This window comes from Pedobacter sp. (assembly GCF_965227205.1).
GTDB lineage: Bacteria > Bacteroidota > Bacteroidia > Sphingobacteriales > Sphingobacteriaceae > Pedobacter.
This window is the reverse complement of the sequence record NZ_OZ245727.1, coordinates 3,456,476-3,469,843: the sequence shown is the minus strand read 5'-3', so window position 1 is coordinate 3,469,843 and position 13,368 is coordinate 3,456,476. Positions and strand designations below refer to the sequence as shown.

14 protein-coding genes, 1 tRNA gene and 1 pseudogene are annotated in these 13,368 nt (G+C 36.8%); 8 read left to right on the top strand and 8 right to left on the bottom strand.

The window, feature by feature from the left end; genetic code table 11:
* Positions 1-38: 38 nt before the first annotated feature.
* The 4 genes from ACO05K_RS14895 to ACO05K_RS14880 form a co-directional block, all read right to left on the bottom strand.
* A complete protein-coding gene (locus tag ACO05K_RS14895) occupies positions 39-1,139 on the bottom strand; it encodes an NADH:flavin oxidoreductase (RefSeq protein ID WP_421945216.1) in 1,101 nt (366 codons plus the stop codon).
* 12 nt (positions 1,140-1,151) lie between these two features.
* The gene (locus ACO05K_RS14890) at positions 1,152-1,454 is read right to left on the bottom strand and encodes an ArsR/SmtB family transcription factor (RefSeq protein WP_421945215.1); all 303 of its coding nucleotides are present in this window, start codon (positions 1,452-1,454) and stop codon (positions 1,152-1,154) included.
* Between the two features lie 260 nt (positions 1,455-1,714).
* Positions 1,715-2,155 (bottom strand): hypothetical protein, encoded by a 441-nt coding sequence (locus tag ACO05K_RS14885; RefSeq protein WP_421945214.1) that lies wholly within the window; start codon positions 2,153-2,155, stop codon positions 1,715-1,717.
* A 95-nt stretch (positions 2,156-2,250) separates the two neighbouring features.
* On the bottom strand, positions 2,251-2,445 hold the full coding sequence (locus ACO05K_RS14880) for a hypothetical protein (RefSeq protein ID WP_421945213.1): 195 nt from the start codon (positions 2,443-2,445) through the stop codon (positions 2,251-2,253).
* 121 nt (positions 2,446-2,566) lie between these two features.
* Between ACO05K_RS14880 and ACO05K_RS14875 the strand changes: the two genes are divergently transcribed.
* From ACO05K_RS14875 to ACO05K_RS14860, 4 genes and pseudogenes are all read left to right on the top strand, one after another.
* Positions 2,567-2,863, top strand: coding sequence for a Dabb family protein (locus ACO05K_RS14875; RefSeq protein ID WP_421945212.1), 297 nt, complete (start codon positions 2,567-2,569; stop codon positions 2,861-2,863).
* Positions 2,864-3,401: 538 nt separating this feature from the next.
* Positions 3,402-3,662 (top strand): hypothetical protein, encoded by a 261-nt coding sequence (locus ACO05K_RS14870; protein ID WP_421945211.1) that lies wholly within the window; start codon positions 3,402-3,404, stop codon positions 3,660-3,662.
* Positions 3,617-3,949, top strand: a pseudogene (locus tag ACO05K_RS14865) (OmpA family protein); the annotation flags it as partial. The gene ACO05K_RS14870 and the pseudogene ACO05K_RS14865, both read left to right, overlap by 46 nt.
* A gap of 231 nt (positions 3,950-4,180) precedes the next feature.
* Positions 4,181-5,026, top strand: a complete 846-nt coding sequence (locus tag ACO05K_RS14860; RefSeq protein ID WP_421945210.1) for a sensor histidine kinase — start codon at positions 4,181-4,183, stop codon at positions 5,024-5,026.
* 53 nt (positions 5,027-5,079) lie between these two features.
* Here ACO05K_RS14860 and ACO05K_RS14855 read toward each other — a convergent pair whose 3' ends face one another.
* Positions 5,080-5,304 (bottom strand): CDGSH iron-sulfur domain-containing protein, encoded by a 225-nt coding sequence (locus tag ACO05K_RS14855; protein ID WP_421945209.1) that lies wholly within the window; start codon positions 5,302-5,304, stop codon positions 5,080-5,082.
* 172 nt (positions 5,305-5,476) lie between these two features.
* Between ACO05K_RS14855 and tssD the strand changes: the two genes are divergently transcribed.
* Positions 5,477-5,965, top strand: a complete 489-nt coding sequence (gene tssD / locus ACO05K_RS14850; RefSeq protein WP_421945208.1) for a type VI secretion system tube protein TssD — start codon at positions 5,477-5,479, stop codon at positions 5,963-5,965.
* A 52-nt stretch (positions 5,966-6,017) separates the two neighbouring features.
* On the opposite strand, the gene ACO05K_RS14845 is transcribed toward tssD, so the two are convergent.
* Positions 6,018-8,528 carry a zinc-dependent metalloprotease gene (locus ACO05K_RS14845; protein ID WP_421945207.1) on the bottom strand — a complete coding sequence of 837 codons (2,511 nt, stop codon included), beginning with the start codon at positions 8,526-8,528 and terminating at the stop codon, positions 6,018-6,020.
* A 423-nt stretch (positions 8,529-8,951) separates the two neighbouring features.
* On the opposite strand from ACO05K_RS14845, the gene ACO05K_RS14840 reads away from it, so the two are divergent.
* A tRNA-Lys gene (locus ACO05K_RS14840) sits at positions 8,952-9,024 on the top strand.
* Between the two features lie 94 nt (positions 9,025-9,118).
* Here ACO05K_RS14840 and ACO05K_RS14835 read toward each other — a convergent pair.
* Positions 9,119-9,568: a hypothetical protein gene (locus ACO05K_RS14835; RefSeq protein ID WP_421945206.1), complete on the bottom strand. Its 450-nt coding sequence runs from the start codon at positions 9,566-9,568 to the stop codon at positions 9,119-9,121.
* Positions 9,569-9,653: 85 nt separating this feature from the next.
* The gene (locus ACO05K_RS14830) at positions 9,654-12,026 is read right to left on the bottom strand and encodes an ABC transporter permease (protein ID WP_421945205.1); all 2,373 of its coding nucleotides are present in this window, start codon (positions 12,024-12,026) and stop codon (positions 9,654-9,656) included.
* 342 nt (positions 12,027-12,368) lie between these two features.
* On the opposite strand from ACO05K_RS14830, the gene ACO05K_RS14825 reads away from it, so the two are divergent.
* Entirely contained in the window at positions 12,369-12,914 is a 546-nt protein-coding gene (locus ACO05K_RS14825; RefSeq protein ID WP_421945204.1) for a hypothetical protein, read from the top strand.
* Between the two features lie 65 nt (positions 12,915-12,979).
* Positions 12,980-13,363: a hypothetical protein gene (locus ACO05K_RS14820; protein ID WP_421945203.1), complete on the top strand. Its 384-nt coding sequence runs from the start codon at positions 12,980-12,982 to the stop codon at positions 13,361-13,363.
* Positions 13,364-13,368: the final 5 nt, after the last annotated feature.

The following is a 13,368-nucleotide window of genomic DNA, read 5'->3' as shown; positions in this document are numbered from 1 at the left end:
TCCCTAAGGATGCCTTCTCCACTTTAAAAAGAAAATCTTTATACCAATTCTGCTAATGCTTCTTTGCTAAAGCCTTTAAGCTCATCTGTTTTGTTGTTTTTAATTTTTTCTACCCAATTCGGATCAGCTAATAATGGACGGCCAACTGCAACTAAATCAAAATCACCTCTATCCATTCTGCGAACTAATTCATCAAGAGAACTTGGTTGCGAGCTCTGACCAGCAAATGCACCGAAGAAATCGCCATCTAAACCAACAGAACCTACGGTAATGGTAGCTTTTCCGGTTATTTTTTTAGCCCACCCGGCAAAGTTTAAATCAGAACCTTCAAATTCAGGTTCCCAAAAGCGGCGTTGCGAGCAGTGGAAAATATCAATTCCTGCATCTGCAAGTGGCGTTAACCATTGCTCCATTTCATTCTCGTTCTTTGCTAATTTGAAATCGTAAGCAGCAGGTTTAAATTGCGATAGGCGAATAATTAAAGCGAAGTCTTCTCCAACACGTTTACGTATTTCTTTAATCACTTCAAAGCCAAAACGAGTACGTTCTGCTAATGTTTTACCACCATAAACATCTGTGCGGTTATTAGTTGCATCCCAGAAAAATTGGTCGATTAAATACTGGTGTGCACCATGAATTTCTACCGTATCAAAACCTAAAGCTTTTGCATCAGCAGCTGCTTGTCCGAAAGCTGCAATGGTATCAGCAATTGCTGAGTCCGTCATGGCTACGCCGTTTTCAAATCCCGGACTGTTAAAAGATGATGGGCCTTCAAATGGAGCACTTGGTAACCAACCTGAGGCATGGTTTGCATGAATGCCCTGATGCCAGATTTGTGGTCCCATTTGGCCGCCTTTAGCATGTACATCGTTAATCACATTTTGCCATCCGGATAAAGCATCAGTTCCATAAAAATGAGGGATATTTGGATCAGCAGATGATGATGGTCTGTTAATAACCGTTCCTTCTGAAAGAATTAAACCAACCTCGCCTGCGGCACGTTTTGCGTAATATGAAGCTACATCAGTTGTTGGAATACCATCTGGCGAGAATGATCTCGTCATTGGTGCCATTACAATTCTATTTTTAATATTTAAAGTTTTTAGGCTAAACGGCCTGAATAAACTATCTGTATTCATGTTATTTTATTTTTAGAGTTCTGAATTAATAATTTTTGATAATTCGGCAATACCTTCCTGGTTTCGTTTGTAATATGTCCATTGGCCAATTCTGGTTGCGCAAACCAAATCTGCCCGCTGTAAAATAGAAAGGTATTCAGAAATTGTACTTTGAGATAAACCTGCTTTATTTTGAATCTGACCAACACAAACGCCAATGTTTTCAAAATCTGCATTTGGTTGTTCTGGAAAATGTATAGCAGGCTCTTTTAACCAGCTTAAGATTTGTAAACGGGTTTTATTAGAAAGTGCCTTAAATATTTCTACTTGATCCATGCAACAAATGTATATCGGTTTTTCCCGATATATCTATGTTATTATGCAAGATTACAAATCGATTAGATTGAATTGTTTTTAGAATGACAAATGTGCGAGATGACGGATTTTAGAGCGATTTCCGTTTTAGAGCAATTGAAAATTTAAGGTAAAAAAGAACGGGGATAAATCATACCGACCTATCCCCGTCATCTAAATTAACGCTCTCAGATATATAAACAACAAAATCTTCTGTTTATTATCTCATCACTAAAATATTTTTATTTTTTTGTAATAGTCTTCTTCGCAGCAGCCTTTGGTTTCTTTGTTTCAGTAGCTTCAATATCTTTAACTGTAGATGCTTTTTTCTTTGGCTCTGCCTTAATCTTTTCAGCAGCTGGCTTCTCAGCGACTTTCTTTGTTACCTTTTTTGTTTTTTCCACAACAGGCAATTCGTCAACTATTTCTGCTGCTTTTGGCTCATCCTTTTGTTGTAAATATATAGCCAGAATTTGTTTTAAATAAACCTCAGGTTTCGGCATATTAATAATTGTACCTGGTTCTTTATCTTGAGATTGTTTTATATAGGCTGATTTAATTTTGCCCCAATCTTTGGAATAAAGTTTAATAAACATTTCTACAAATTGTTCATCAGTATATTTTTTTGTTAGCCTGCCAAGCACTGCCTGTATCTTCTCTTCTTTTTTGTGTAATACCGCCATCGATTTTATTTTCTACAAAGATAACCTAAAATTGTCATTTTAAATTAATTGAGATATTTTACTACGAACGGCACTTAATAGATATGATTACAGGATTATTTTTTCCATTTCTTCTTCATTTTCTTATAAGCTTTTTTACCAATCTTTGATTTCTTTTTCGAACGGGAAATGCCCTTCTTTTTTCTCGCATTGATATTATTTACCAGAGAATTTTTAACACCAAGCTTGTTTTTTTTCTTTTTACCCTTTTTTGCTTTGCGCTGTGTTTTTTTATCTTTTTTCTTTGCCATAAATTTTCAATTTCCTAATCTAAAACAAATAATCAGGCACTAAAGTTTAGATAGATTATACTGGTAATTTTACCTAGCTGAATGATCTTATTAATTATATTCGCCAAAAAATAATTATAAAATGATAGCACATCACGTATTATTCTGGCTTAAAGCCGATACAACTAAAGAACAGAAAAATGCATTTAAGGAAGGTTTAAAATCTTTAGAAAATATTGAGGTTGTTAAAACCATCCATATCGGAACACCTGCTCCAATTGAAAGAGCTGTGGTCGACACAACTTATACATTCAGTTTAGTATTGTTTTTTGAAAACCTTGCTGCTCATGATGTATACCAGGTACATCCAATTCATAAAGCATTCTTAGATGAATTTAGAGAATTGTTTGAAAAGGTAATTATTTATGATGCCGCTTAGTTATGTAAAGCTCTTTTGTAAAGGGCTTTACTCTTTTAAATTCCTACCTTAATTGTTGCATCTATCAATGCAAACGTATCGCTACATGGTTTCTTGTGCCTATATCATGCGATTGGCTTGCCACATTCTTATAATAACTTAACTAACTGTAAATACATAAAATTACTGGTTATTGTTTTATAAAGCTATAACTCTCAATTTGTTGTTGAGGAATTTTAAATATTTTCTATAAATCCTCTTTCTGCATTTTTTCTATTTTGGGGAATTTAAAATTCATTTATGTGGAAATTTTTCTACATTATTGGTCAAATTTCCCCACCTACAATGGAATTGTTACAACTTTCTAGCCTTATTTACGCATCTAAGTACATTTAGTCTTGTTGGTTCAGTTTTTGGATAAATGGGAGAAAAGCTGTTGTTTTTTTTCTACATAATGAGTATTTGAACTAGGCCATATTCCTCTCAATTTCAGCAGCTTTCTAAATCAGTAAAAATTGTCACCTATTAGAATGACCCTTGAGTCTTTATTAAAATTCATATGAGAAAACATTTATTTTTAAGTTTTTTACCCATCGTTATCGGTGTATCTGTTTCTTTTGCGCAGCAAAAAGTTAAGGATGGAACAGTAGCAACAGGAAATTTGCCAAATAAGGACGCATTATTAGAGCTGGAAAGTAATAATAAAGGATTTTTACATACAAGAGTTAGATTAGTGCGTACCACTGATGCTGCGCCATTAACAGCTCACGCAGCTGGTATGATTTTGACAAATCGAATATCAGACCAGATGCTGCTGTAGAATTAGATAAGCTTGTTAAAATTTTAAAAGACAACCCAACAATATGGATTGAACTTGGTTCGCACACAGATAGCCGAGGTAACGATCAATACAATCAATGGCTATCGCAGAGCAGAGCAAATTCAGCTGTACAATACATAATTGATAGGGGTATTGATAAAAACAGAATTACGGCTAAAGGTTATGGAGAGCGTAGACTTTTAAACAAATGTGCAAATGGCATAAAATGTACTGAAGCTGCACATCAATTAAATAGAAGAACCGAATTCACAATAGTTAAACAATAAGTATTTCCGATTTATTCTGTTAATAAAGCCATTCAGAAAATCTGAATGGCTTTATTAATTATGAGATATTATAATATTTTACCGAATTTCATAAATTATTCATTATCAATATCTTAAATGGTTTGTGTTTTTGCGTATGGCTATTTTAGGTATATTTTTTTAAACGTATCGTTCTTTGCATCAACAAAAAACAACAGTTCGTTTTTTGCTATTGTTTAATTAATTATCCCAATGAATAATTTTTACGATTCTCTTTATTTTACTTCTTTGATGGCAATTGTTTTTATCGCATTTGCTATCCATTTACAATACCGTACCAGGCAGAAAATTCAACATTTTTATAAGCAGAATAATGAGTTTGCGAATAGTTACGTTGAGCTGCAAAATAATTGCCACCTTTTGGAACAAGGGCAGATGGAACATTTAAAAGCTACCAGAGCAATTATTCATGATTTACGTAGTCCGATAGCGGGTATCGTATCTGCTTCAAAACTGATGCAGATGGACGGAACACGTTCAGAAGATGATGAGAAATTGTTATCACTAATAGAAGAATCCGGGAGCAGTGCATCAGTTTTAATTGCTGAAATTCTTAATGGTAAAACCGAACTTCAGCGTGCTAAAGAGCAAAGTGATTTATATGAAATTTTAGATACCTGTACTTATCTTTTGAATTTTCAGGCGGCAGAAAAATCACAAAAAATTATCTTGGAAGGAAATCCAATTCAGCTATTTATTCATAAGGAGAAAATTCGTAGGGTTATCATTAACCTGGTTTCGAACGCCATTAAATTTAGTTTCGAGAACTCTTGTATAAGCGTTGGATTAAATAAAGTTAACAACGAAGCGGTAATCAGCATTCAAGATCAAGGAATGGGAATTCCGAATATCATCAGCCATAATATTTTTGAAGGTTCTGTAAAGAACGGACGCTTAGGAACATCAAATGAAGAATCTTTTGGTTTAGGATTATCTATTTCAAAACAAATTGTTGAAGAACATGGTGGAAGAATCTGGTTTGAAAATAACGAATCAACAGGGAGTATTTTTTTTGTCGCTTTGCCTTTAATTGCATAACACACATATTTTGAGAATGAAAAAAAGCATCTGGATAGATGCTTTTTTTATGTTTATACTTTTTTTGGAGGAAGATCAAAGGCTATTGCTTCATGCTCAAAATGACCATTGTGTGCGCCATCGCAAAAAGGTTTATTTTTTGATAACCCACATCTGCATATAGAAATAACAGTTCTGCCTTGTAAGCCGTATTCGTTACCATTTCTATCTACTATTTCAAAGTCGCCTTCTATTTTCACAGAGCCGTTATTATTAATTGTAAGTTTTGTTTTCGACATATTATGTTTTTTATGTCTGCAAAGCTAAAACTTTGTTTGCTGCCAAATAAATCTGTTTTCAATTTAGAAACATTCTCCTAAATATATTTTAGTGTTGATTAATTATATTTAAATACTTAATAATCAATATATTTATGTTAATCAATCTGGCTATAAACTAAAATAAATTATTATGGCTCTTAACGCATACTTAACGCTGAAAGGCAAAAAGACCGGCGAATTTAAAGGTTCAGTATTACAAAAAGGAAGAGAAAATAAAATTCTCGTAATTGCTGCATCTCACGAGTTAGCTGTTCCAACAGACGCTGCTACAGGGCTAGCATCCGGAAGACTGAGGCATATTCCCTTTAAAATTACAAAAGAGCTTGATAGGGCTTCGCCATTACTATACAATGCGCTAGCTACAAATGAAGCTTTAACGGATTGTAAAGTAGAGTTTTGGGGAGCTCCGATAAAATCTTCGGCTGGTGGTGCAAACGAAGTTCAAAAGTATACCGTTCGTTTAACGAATGCCCGCATCACAGGTATCCGTTTTGTTATGCCTAATATTAAAGATCCGGAATTGGTGAAATACGTAGAATACGAAGAGATTTCCTTTGCTTATCAAACTATAGAGTGGATTTGGACGGATGGAAATTTAAGTGCTTCCGACGATTGGTAGAGTTTTTAAAATCATAAAAAAAGCACCAACTATCGCTGGTGCTTTTAATGTTCTATTTCCAATCGTCAATGAAATTCATTCCACCCATACCTATTGGAGCGCCTGGAGGCATTACCTGTGCAGGTGATGGCTGGAATTTGGCAGGTGATTCTTCAAATTCCTTTATTTGTGCTAAACCATACAGAAGATTAGCTTTTTGCTTTGGTTGGGCATTTGTAAGTTTGCCAGTCATCCAGCTTTTTAATTCAACAATTTCTAATAAAGCTTCACCACGAACACTTTCTGCAGCACGGGTATTTGCTGCCAACTGAAGTAAGTATTTTAAAGTAAGGTTATTCACCATTACCTGTAGTTGGCCTTTATAGCCTGTAACGGATTCTGCTTTCCATGTTTTTGCAAGAAGTTTTTCAATTATCGCCATTAAGCCCGGCTGTTCAGAATCTCTTGAATTATATTCTACTAAGCGTGATGCACGTTCAGGATTTAGTATGGAAGATATGGTTTCGTTTGCTGCGGCTTCAGCTGTGGCAATCGGGTCGAAAGTTGGACCAGTATAACCACTAAAAGTTTCTGCTGATGCCGGATAACCTGAAGGTCTCGGCGGAATTTTCTGAATCAGGCCTTCTGGTAATGCCAAAGCTTCCGGACCCACTGTTGCCATCAAAGCATCAAATGCATCCCATTGTTGCTTAGGGTCAACCATTTTTGTAGGTTTTTGTCCATCGTTTTTAACGGCATGTGTAAAGTAAAGTCCGCCAATAGATTTTGCTACTGCTTCAATTTCGTAACGGTGCAACAAATAAATCGGAACCAGCACTTCTTCTAAAGTTGACATTGGTGCATCTTTAACAATCGCTTTCTCAGAGAAACCATCTAAAACCTGTCTTCTGATTTTCATTAGTCGATTTAGCTCTTTTATCGGATTTTCGCCATCTTCCCATTGGTTAGCTGCGGGATGTGTATAGCCACCTATGTCTGGTATGTACTGGAACCCTTGCTTTAGCGTTTCGTTCATGATCTTATCCAGCTCCGCATTTTCATTAGTGCCTTTTGGAAAAACACTGTAACCCCACATAATGGCTCTTTTGTCCCAACTACCGATGCCTTTTGCATAGGCGTCTGATAAATCTATGCTGCCATCTGCCTTTTGTTTAATTCTTGGAAAAGGATAATCCATTACCGAAGCCCTTTCTTTCGGACTGGCGGCAAAATTATGGTTCAAGCCTAACGTATGACCAATTTCATGCGCTGATAACTGTCTGATCCTGGCTAAGGCCATTTCTTCCATTTGCTTGCTAACAGGTTTTCCATCTGTATAAGGTTGCAATAAACCTTCGGCAATTAAATAATCCTGACGATGGCGATCTGAACCTAAAGTGACTACACCTTTAATAATTTCACCTGTTCGTGGATCACTGTAAGATGAACCGTAAGAAAATGCCCTCGGACTACCTGCACGGGTAATCCAGTTTACTACATTATATCGGATGTCCATCGGGTCGGCGCCTTCTGGTAATTCCTTAACCTGAAAGGCATTTTTAAAACCTGCCGCTTCAAAAGCCTCGTTCCAAAATGCACCGCCCTCTATCAGTGCCTTTTTTATCGGAGCAGGTGCGCCTCTATCGATATAATACACAATAGGCTTTACCGCTTCGCTCACCTTCGCACTCGGGTCTTTTTTCTCCAGGCGATGTCTCCTTGTAAAGCGCTTTACTAAAGATTCATCCATAGGAGCCGAAAAATCTGTATAACTAAATAATTGATAGCTCGAACGTGGGTCGAACTTACGCTGATTAAAACCTGCTTCGGGTAGCTCTACAAAAGATTGATGCATCCTTACCGTAACAGCATTGGCGTCTGGAGCAATATTTCCTCTGCCACTTGGCGCACCACCTGTTAAAGTTACCATGGCCTCAAATTCTGTATTTTTTGGGAAGTTGCGTGTATTGGGCAAGTAAACTGCTGAACGGCTTTCATCAATGCGATACGTTCCACCACCAGTAGCAGCACCTCTGCCACCTGCTCCGCCTGATGAGGCCGGAGCACCAATAATGCCACCAATATTTTGGCTATCCCGAATGATAAAAGGTGTCAGGTCGATTAATACTTTATCGCCCTCAGTAGCCACAGGTGCAAAACCCCAGATTACTGATTTCGCAAAAGAACCTTCAATCGTTTTTATTTCATCGGGGTTATTATTGCCTGCACGATAAGCAAGATTCGGTTCTAAGAGAAAAACCTTTGGGCCAACTTTAATAAAACGGGCAACATTGGTTGATGCACCTCCACGTTCTGCATTTCTTCCAGCTCCATCAGTTAATGAATTAAAATAAAGGAAATCTTTATCAAACTGGTCGATTTCTAAAAACAGTTTTCCGGTTTTTTCATCATAATAGAAATTAAAATACCCTTCTTGTTTTTTAAAATCTTTGGTAAATTTGGCAATACTGGTTGCAGGTGCACTAACTTGTTGCCTGTTGCTGGCAGGGTTATTCTGTGCTAGAACTGTAGTTTGTGTACATGCCGATGCAAGTAAGGCTAGAAAGTAAATTTTTCTGGTCATAAACAGTAAAAAAAATGATTTGGTTTAAAAGCTTGGTTGAGGTGGTTGCGAGCGATGCTGCAGTGCCAAACAAATATAATTTAATGTGCGGTTAAGCATTCATTTGCTTGGTAACTTTTTAATTGCGCTTAAAAATATTATCTTTAAAGATAAACGCCTATGATACAGTTGTTTTTAGAATTTTTATATAATTTCTTTACCATTGCTACAGCTAAACAGAAAAGGCTAAAGCTACAGCCAGTTTATGCATTGGTTCTTGTGGTTTGGCTATGCGTTTTGTTTTCTTTAACCTTAATATTTGGTTAATTTATAATTTTAAGTTTTTGATTTGCAGTAGGTTTAATGTTCGCTTAATATTTATTTAAAATAAATTTTGCACGAATGGTTATAATCTCTATATTTGCACCTCCTTAAAACAGGAGCGATTCCGTAGCTCAGCTGGTAGAGCATTACACTTTTAATGTAGTGGTCCTGGGTTCGAATCCCAGCGGGATCACAAAAAAAGCCTTTAACGAAAGTTAAAGGCTTTTTTCGTTTTAAGGGATTCGAACCCAGGTTCGAACTTCAAAAAACCTCAATATTATTCAAAATTATGGGCAATTTACCGCACGGTTATAATCGGCCTCGGTAAATGTATAGGTGAATTTGTAAGTTACATCATTAACACGTTCAGCTGTATAATTTTTAATGTTTCTAATGCTATGTACATCATCATACTTAACATTTACTAAACATTTTAAACTATTAAATTTAATTACTAAATCACTACTATAATATTTAAATGGGCTATTATAGTTTGAAGCTTCAGGTTTTTTACCCTCACCTCTATATTTTTCTTCAAAAATAATTGTTGATTTCGGCAAAATATTAAAATCTTCTAAGCCTGTATTATAAGTAATATTATAATTCGTTTCATTTATAAATTGATATTGACCGTATTGGTCGTAAAAGTTATCCCTTACGCAGCCTCCTAAAATAGAGTTAATACTAATAATTAAGCCAATAATTAAATAGCTTTTCAAGGTGTTGTTCTGTTTCATTGTGATAATTGATTATTATATTATCCTTCCACTCTCCCAAGTAGTGGGACTATTAATGCAAGCATTTTGGGTTTACAAAGAAAATTTATTCTGACTTTAGCGCATCAACAGGATTAATACTAGCAGCCCTTATCGCTTGCATACCAATTGTTAACCAGGATATAAGCACAGCAGCAAGACCCGAAAATGCAAAAAACCAGAATTTAAGCTCAATCCGATATGCAAAATTATCAAGCCAGTACCTGCTAAGCAAGTAACTCAAGGGTAAAGAAAAGATTACCGACACCACCACTGGCTTTAGAAAGTCTTTTGAAAGGGAGAAAATCATCTGACCGGTATTAGCCCCCAAAACCTTCCGGATACCAATCTCTTTAAACCGTCTCTCGACGGTAAATGTTGCAAGACCAAAGAGGCCAATACAGGAGATGAAAATTGCCAGGACTGCAAAATATTTTGACAATGCGGAAACCCTTAACTCTGCATTATATTGTCTCTGGAAATCTTGGTCCAAAAACTTATAGTAAAAGCTGCTTTTCGGATTTAAAAGCGCATATTTTTCCTTGATGGCATCAATTGTTTCCTTAAGTTTCATCGATGCAATTTTTACAAAAATACGGTTGGTATGCTCCGGTTTAAAACGGATGAACATCGGGCCGATAGCTTTGTGCATCGATTCAAAATGAAAATCCTTCATCACACCAATAATCTGATAATTTGTGCCCCACAGGGTAAAGGTTTTTCCTACAGGATTTTTCATTCGCATGGTCTTTATTCCGGCCTCATTAATTATAATCTTGAGACTGTCGGACCCGTTTTCATCTGAGAATGTCCGTCCTTCAAGTATCTTAATGCCGAGTGTTTGTGTGAAATTCAAACCCACGTCTGCACGCTGGAATTTAACCACCTCACGCGAATCCCTTACTTCCCAGTTGAAAGCGCCGGTTGTATAGCTTAGATCCCCTAAAATTTCGCGGTCAACACTGGTAACATTCATAACTCCAGGTAAATTTCCAATCTCAGCGCTTGCCAGTTCAGCGTTGTTTTTCAGCTGCCCATCAGCCTCGAAATAAATTACATTTTCCCGGTCAAATCCCTGACTCGTGTTCTGTACATACTCAATTTGTTTGGAAACCACCAATACCCCCACAATGAGGGTGATAGATATGGCAAATTGAAAAAATACCAGTCCCTGTCTAACTGTTATGGTGCTTTTCCCTTGATGGCTAATACCTTTGAGTGCTCGTGAAGGCATAAATCCCGAGAGGTGCACAGCAGGGTAAATCCCGGAAATAACTCCGGTAATAATAGTTACAATAGTAATCAGGGCGATAAGATTTAAATTATTCACCAGACTTAGGTTTTTGCCCGTTATGGCATTAAAGTTTGGAAGCAGCAATTCTGCCAGCAGCAATGCCAGGAACATTGAAATGGTACTAATCAGAACAGATTCAGTAAGAAATTGAATTTTAAGGGCAGCCCGCGAGGCACCGATTACTTTCTTAACGCCAACCTCTTTTAATCTTTTTGTTGAACGTGCAGTGGAGAGGTTCATAAAATTAATGCAGGCCAGCAGTAAGATAAATACCGCAATCAAAGAGAAAAGACGTACATACTCAATCCTTCCTCCGCTAACTTTGCCTTCTTTAAAATTGTTATAAAGGTAGTTGTCCGAATACGGAACTGCAAATAGGCTACTGTTCTCTACACCCTTTGCTTTTAAATAGCCTTTTATCGTTTCGTTAAAATACTTAAGGTTTGTACCTGGTTTTAAAAGTACATAGGTACTTGGTCCATAATTGTTCCATTTCCGATAAGTTGCCCCGGCAGCATCAAGCATTACTTCAGCAGAAATCAAAAAGTCAAATTGCTCAGACGAACGGGCATCTGTGTTTTTAAAAATGCCGGTGATGTTACCCTTATTTTCTGACTGCAACTCTGTATTTGTCCAGGTAATTTCTTTTCCAACAGCATCTGAAGTATTAAAAAGCTTTATTGCTAGTGCCTCGGAAATAACAATGGCATTCTTATCCGCCAGTACATTATCTTTTCTACCCTGCAATAGCGGGAAATTAAACACATCAAAAAAATCTTTACCCGCAAATTTTCCGGCAGCATTTATTGTTTTTCCAGCGTTTGCAAAAACCTTGCTTTCTGCAAGCCAGTATGCAGGAGAGGTTGTTACCGCATAAGAAACCTGCGGGAAGTCTTCTTTTAAATTCTGTGCCAGGATACCTGGCGTTCCCTCTACCGTATTTACCACATCACTCAGGTGTTCGTTTTGCATGAGTTGATAAACCTGGCTATTGTGGAAACCATCAATCGTGGCCTCATCTTCCACCCAGAGGTAAATCAGCAGCGCACAGCAAAGGCCTGTTGATAAACTGAGAACATTAATTAAAAATGAAGTTTTTGACTTTAAAAAACTCCGGAATATTAATTTAAGCTGAAGGAAAAACATAATCCTGATTTTGAAGTGAGGGTTTCAAACCATATGCCAATCTAATAATCCCGAAATACATATCACTTTTACCTATTTTTCATGTAACAGGTGTTCGTATATGGATATTAATGTCCGTTATTGAACAGGCAGCTAAAAATAGTAAAGTCAAGCTAATCCAGTGTAATTTACCTCCATGATGCACAAATGCGAATCGCTAGAAGAGTTGTTTCTGCGATATAATATAATATCAGGATTTAATTTACAAAGTTTATAATTTTGCATGCTATAATTATTTTATCGGTGCTGTAGCGTTAATCTATCCATTTCCGTTTTCCTATCAAAACCTCAAGAACCCAACCGATGAAAAACATAACGCTTAAAACCAGCATCTTACTGCTCAGCCTAACCATATGCTTTAGCTGCAAAAAACCGTTTAGTACGCCTGCACCTACAAGATCTGATTCCTTCCTGCCTATGCAAGTTGGTAATCTTTGGTACATGAACAGCCAGAACTACACCGAAATCAAAGACAGCGTAATGATTAGCGGAAAACTTTATTATAAATTCGTTTCACTCATCGGGGGCGATGCCTTTGCTACCAGTTATCTGCGCATAGATGAAAGCGGTAAACTGATTTCAAGCGATCCGAAGTATCCGGATTTAAAAGTTATCCGTGGAGATTTCAGTGCCAAAGTTGGCGACCAGTTCTTTACCATCGGAAGCGGTACGGACACAGACCAGCAGGTGACTGTAACAGAGAAAACCGATAGCAAAATAAGTTTTTCTTTTGATTACATCTACCACGTTAACCTGAAAGGGAATCCTTATGTGAACAGCTACATTAAAGGCCAGGGCTACCCTGGAGACTGGACCAGGTTAAAGATAAATGGCGTGGTGCTGAGATAATCAGCTATGCTAACCAAAGCTAAAAACAATTCCCTATCTTAAACCTTAGCCCTAAACTAAAGCAAATGAAAAGAATCCTGGTTTTTATTTTTACGATCACTATGATTATCGGTTGTTCAAAAGAGAAGATGAGCGGCCAGGACGGACTGGAAATTCGATTATCAAACAGTAGCCAGCAAAACTTTAAGAACGTAATTGTTGATACCGGAACGGGAAAGGTAAGTTTTGGCGATTTGGACGCCGGAAAAAACACAGCCTACAAGAAATTTAGCAAAGCCTACAGATACGCGTTTGTACAACTGGAAATTAATGGGCAGACTTACACCCTCCAGCCAATTGATTATGTAGGGGAGGTGCCGCTGGAAGATGGCCGTTATGCTTATCAAATAAGCGTAAACGGGAATCAGAATCAATACGGTAATCTGAGTTTAAAATTAATTGAAGAATAATAAAC

Excerpts from the sequence above, each read along its gene's own strand:
- ACO05K_RS14895 (WP_421945216.1), bottom strand. The coding sequence starts at position 1,139 with ATGAATACAGATAGTTTATTCAGGCCGTTTAGCCTAAAAACTTTAAAT.
- ACO05K_RS14890 (WP_421945215.1), bottom strand. The coding sequence starts at position 1,454 with ATGGATCAAGTAGAAATATTTAAGGCACTTTCTAATAAAACCCGTTTA.
- ACO05K_RS14885 (WP_421945214.1), bottom strand. The coding sequence starts at position 2,155 with ATGGCGGTATTACACAAAAAAGAAGAGAAGATACAGGCAGTGCTTGGC.
- ACO05K_RS14880 (WP_421945213.1), bottom strand. The coding sequence starts at position 2,445 with ATGGCAAAGAAAAAAGATAAAAAAACACAGCGCAAAGCAAAAAAGGGT.
- ACO05K_RS14875 (WP_421945212.1), top strand. The coding sequence starts at position 2,567 with ATGATAGCACATCACGTATTATTCTGGCTTAAAGCCGATACAACTAAA.
- ACO05K_RS14870 (WP_421945211.1), top strand. The coding sequence starts at position 3,402 with ATGAGAAAACATTTATTTTTAAGTTTTTTACCCATCGTTATCGGTGTA.
- ACO05K_RS14860 (WP_421945210.1), top strand. The coding sequence starts at position 4,181 with ATGAATAATTTTTACGATTCTCTTTATTTTACTTCTTTGATGGCAATT.
- ACO05K_RS14855 (WP_421945209.1), bottom strand. The coding sequence starts at position 5,304 with ATGTCGAAAACAAAACTTACAATTAATAATAACGGCTCTGTGAAAATA.
- tssD (WP_421945208.1), top strand. The coding sequence starts at position 5,477 with ATGGCTCTTAACGCATACTTAACGCTGAAAGGCAAAAAGACCGGCGAA.
- ACO05K_RS14845 (WP_421945207.1), bottom strand. The coding sequence starts at position 8,528 with ATGACCAGAAAAATTTACTTTCTAGCCTTACTTGCATCGGCATGTACA.
- ACO05K_RS14835 (WP_421945206.1), bottom strand. The coding sequence starts at position 9,568 with ATGAAACAGAACAACACCTTGAAAAGCTATTTAATTATTGGCTTAATT.
- ACO05K_RS14830 (WP_421945205.1), bottom strand. The coding sequence starts at position 12,026 with ATGTTTTTCCTTCAGCTTAAATTAATATTCCGGAGTTTTTTAAAGTCA.
- ACO05K_RS14825 (WP_421945204.1), top strand. The coding sequence starts at position 12,369 with ATGAAAAACATAACGCTTAAAACCAGCATCTTACTGCTCAGCCTAACC.
- ACO05K_RS14820 (WP_421945203.1), top strand. The coding sequence starts at position 12,980 with ATGAAAAGAATCCTGGTTTTTATTTTTACGATCACTATGATTATCGGT.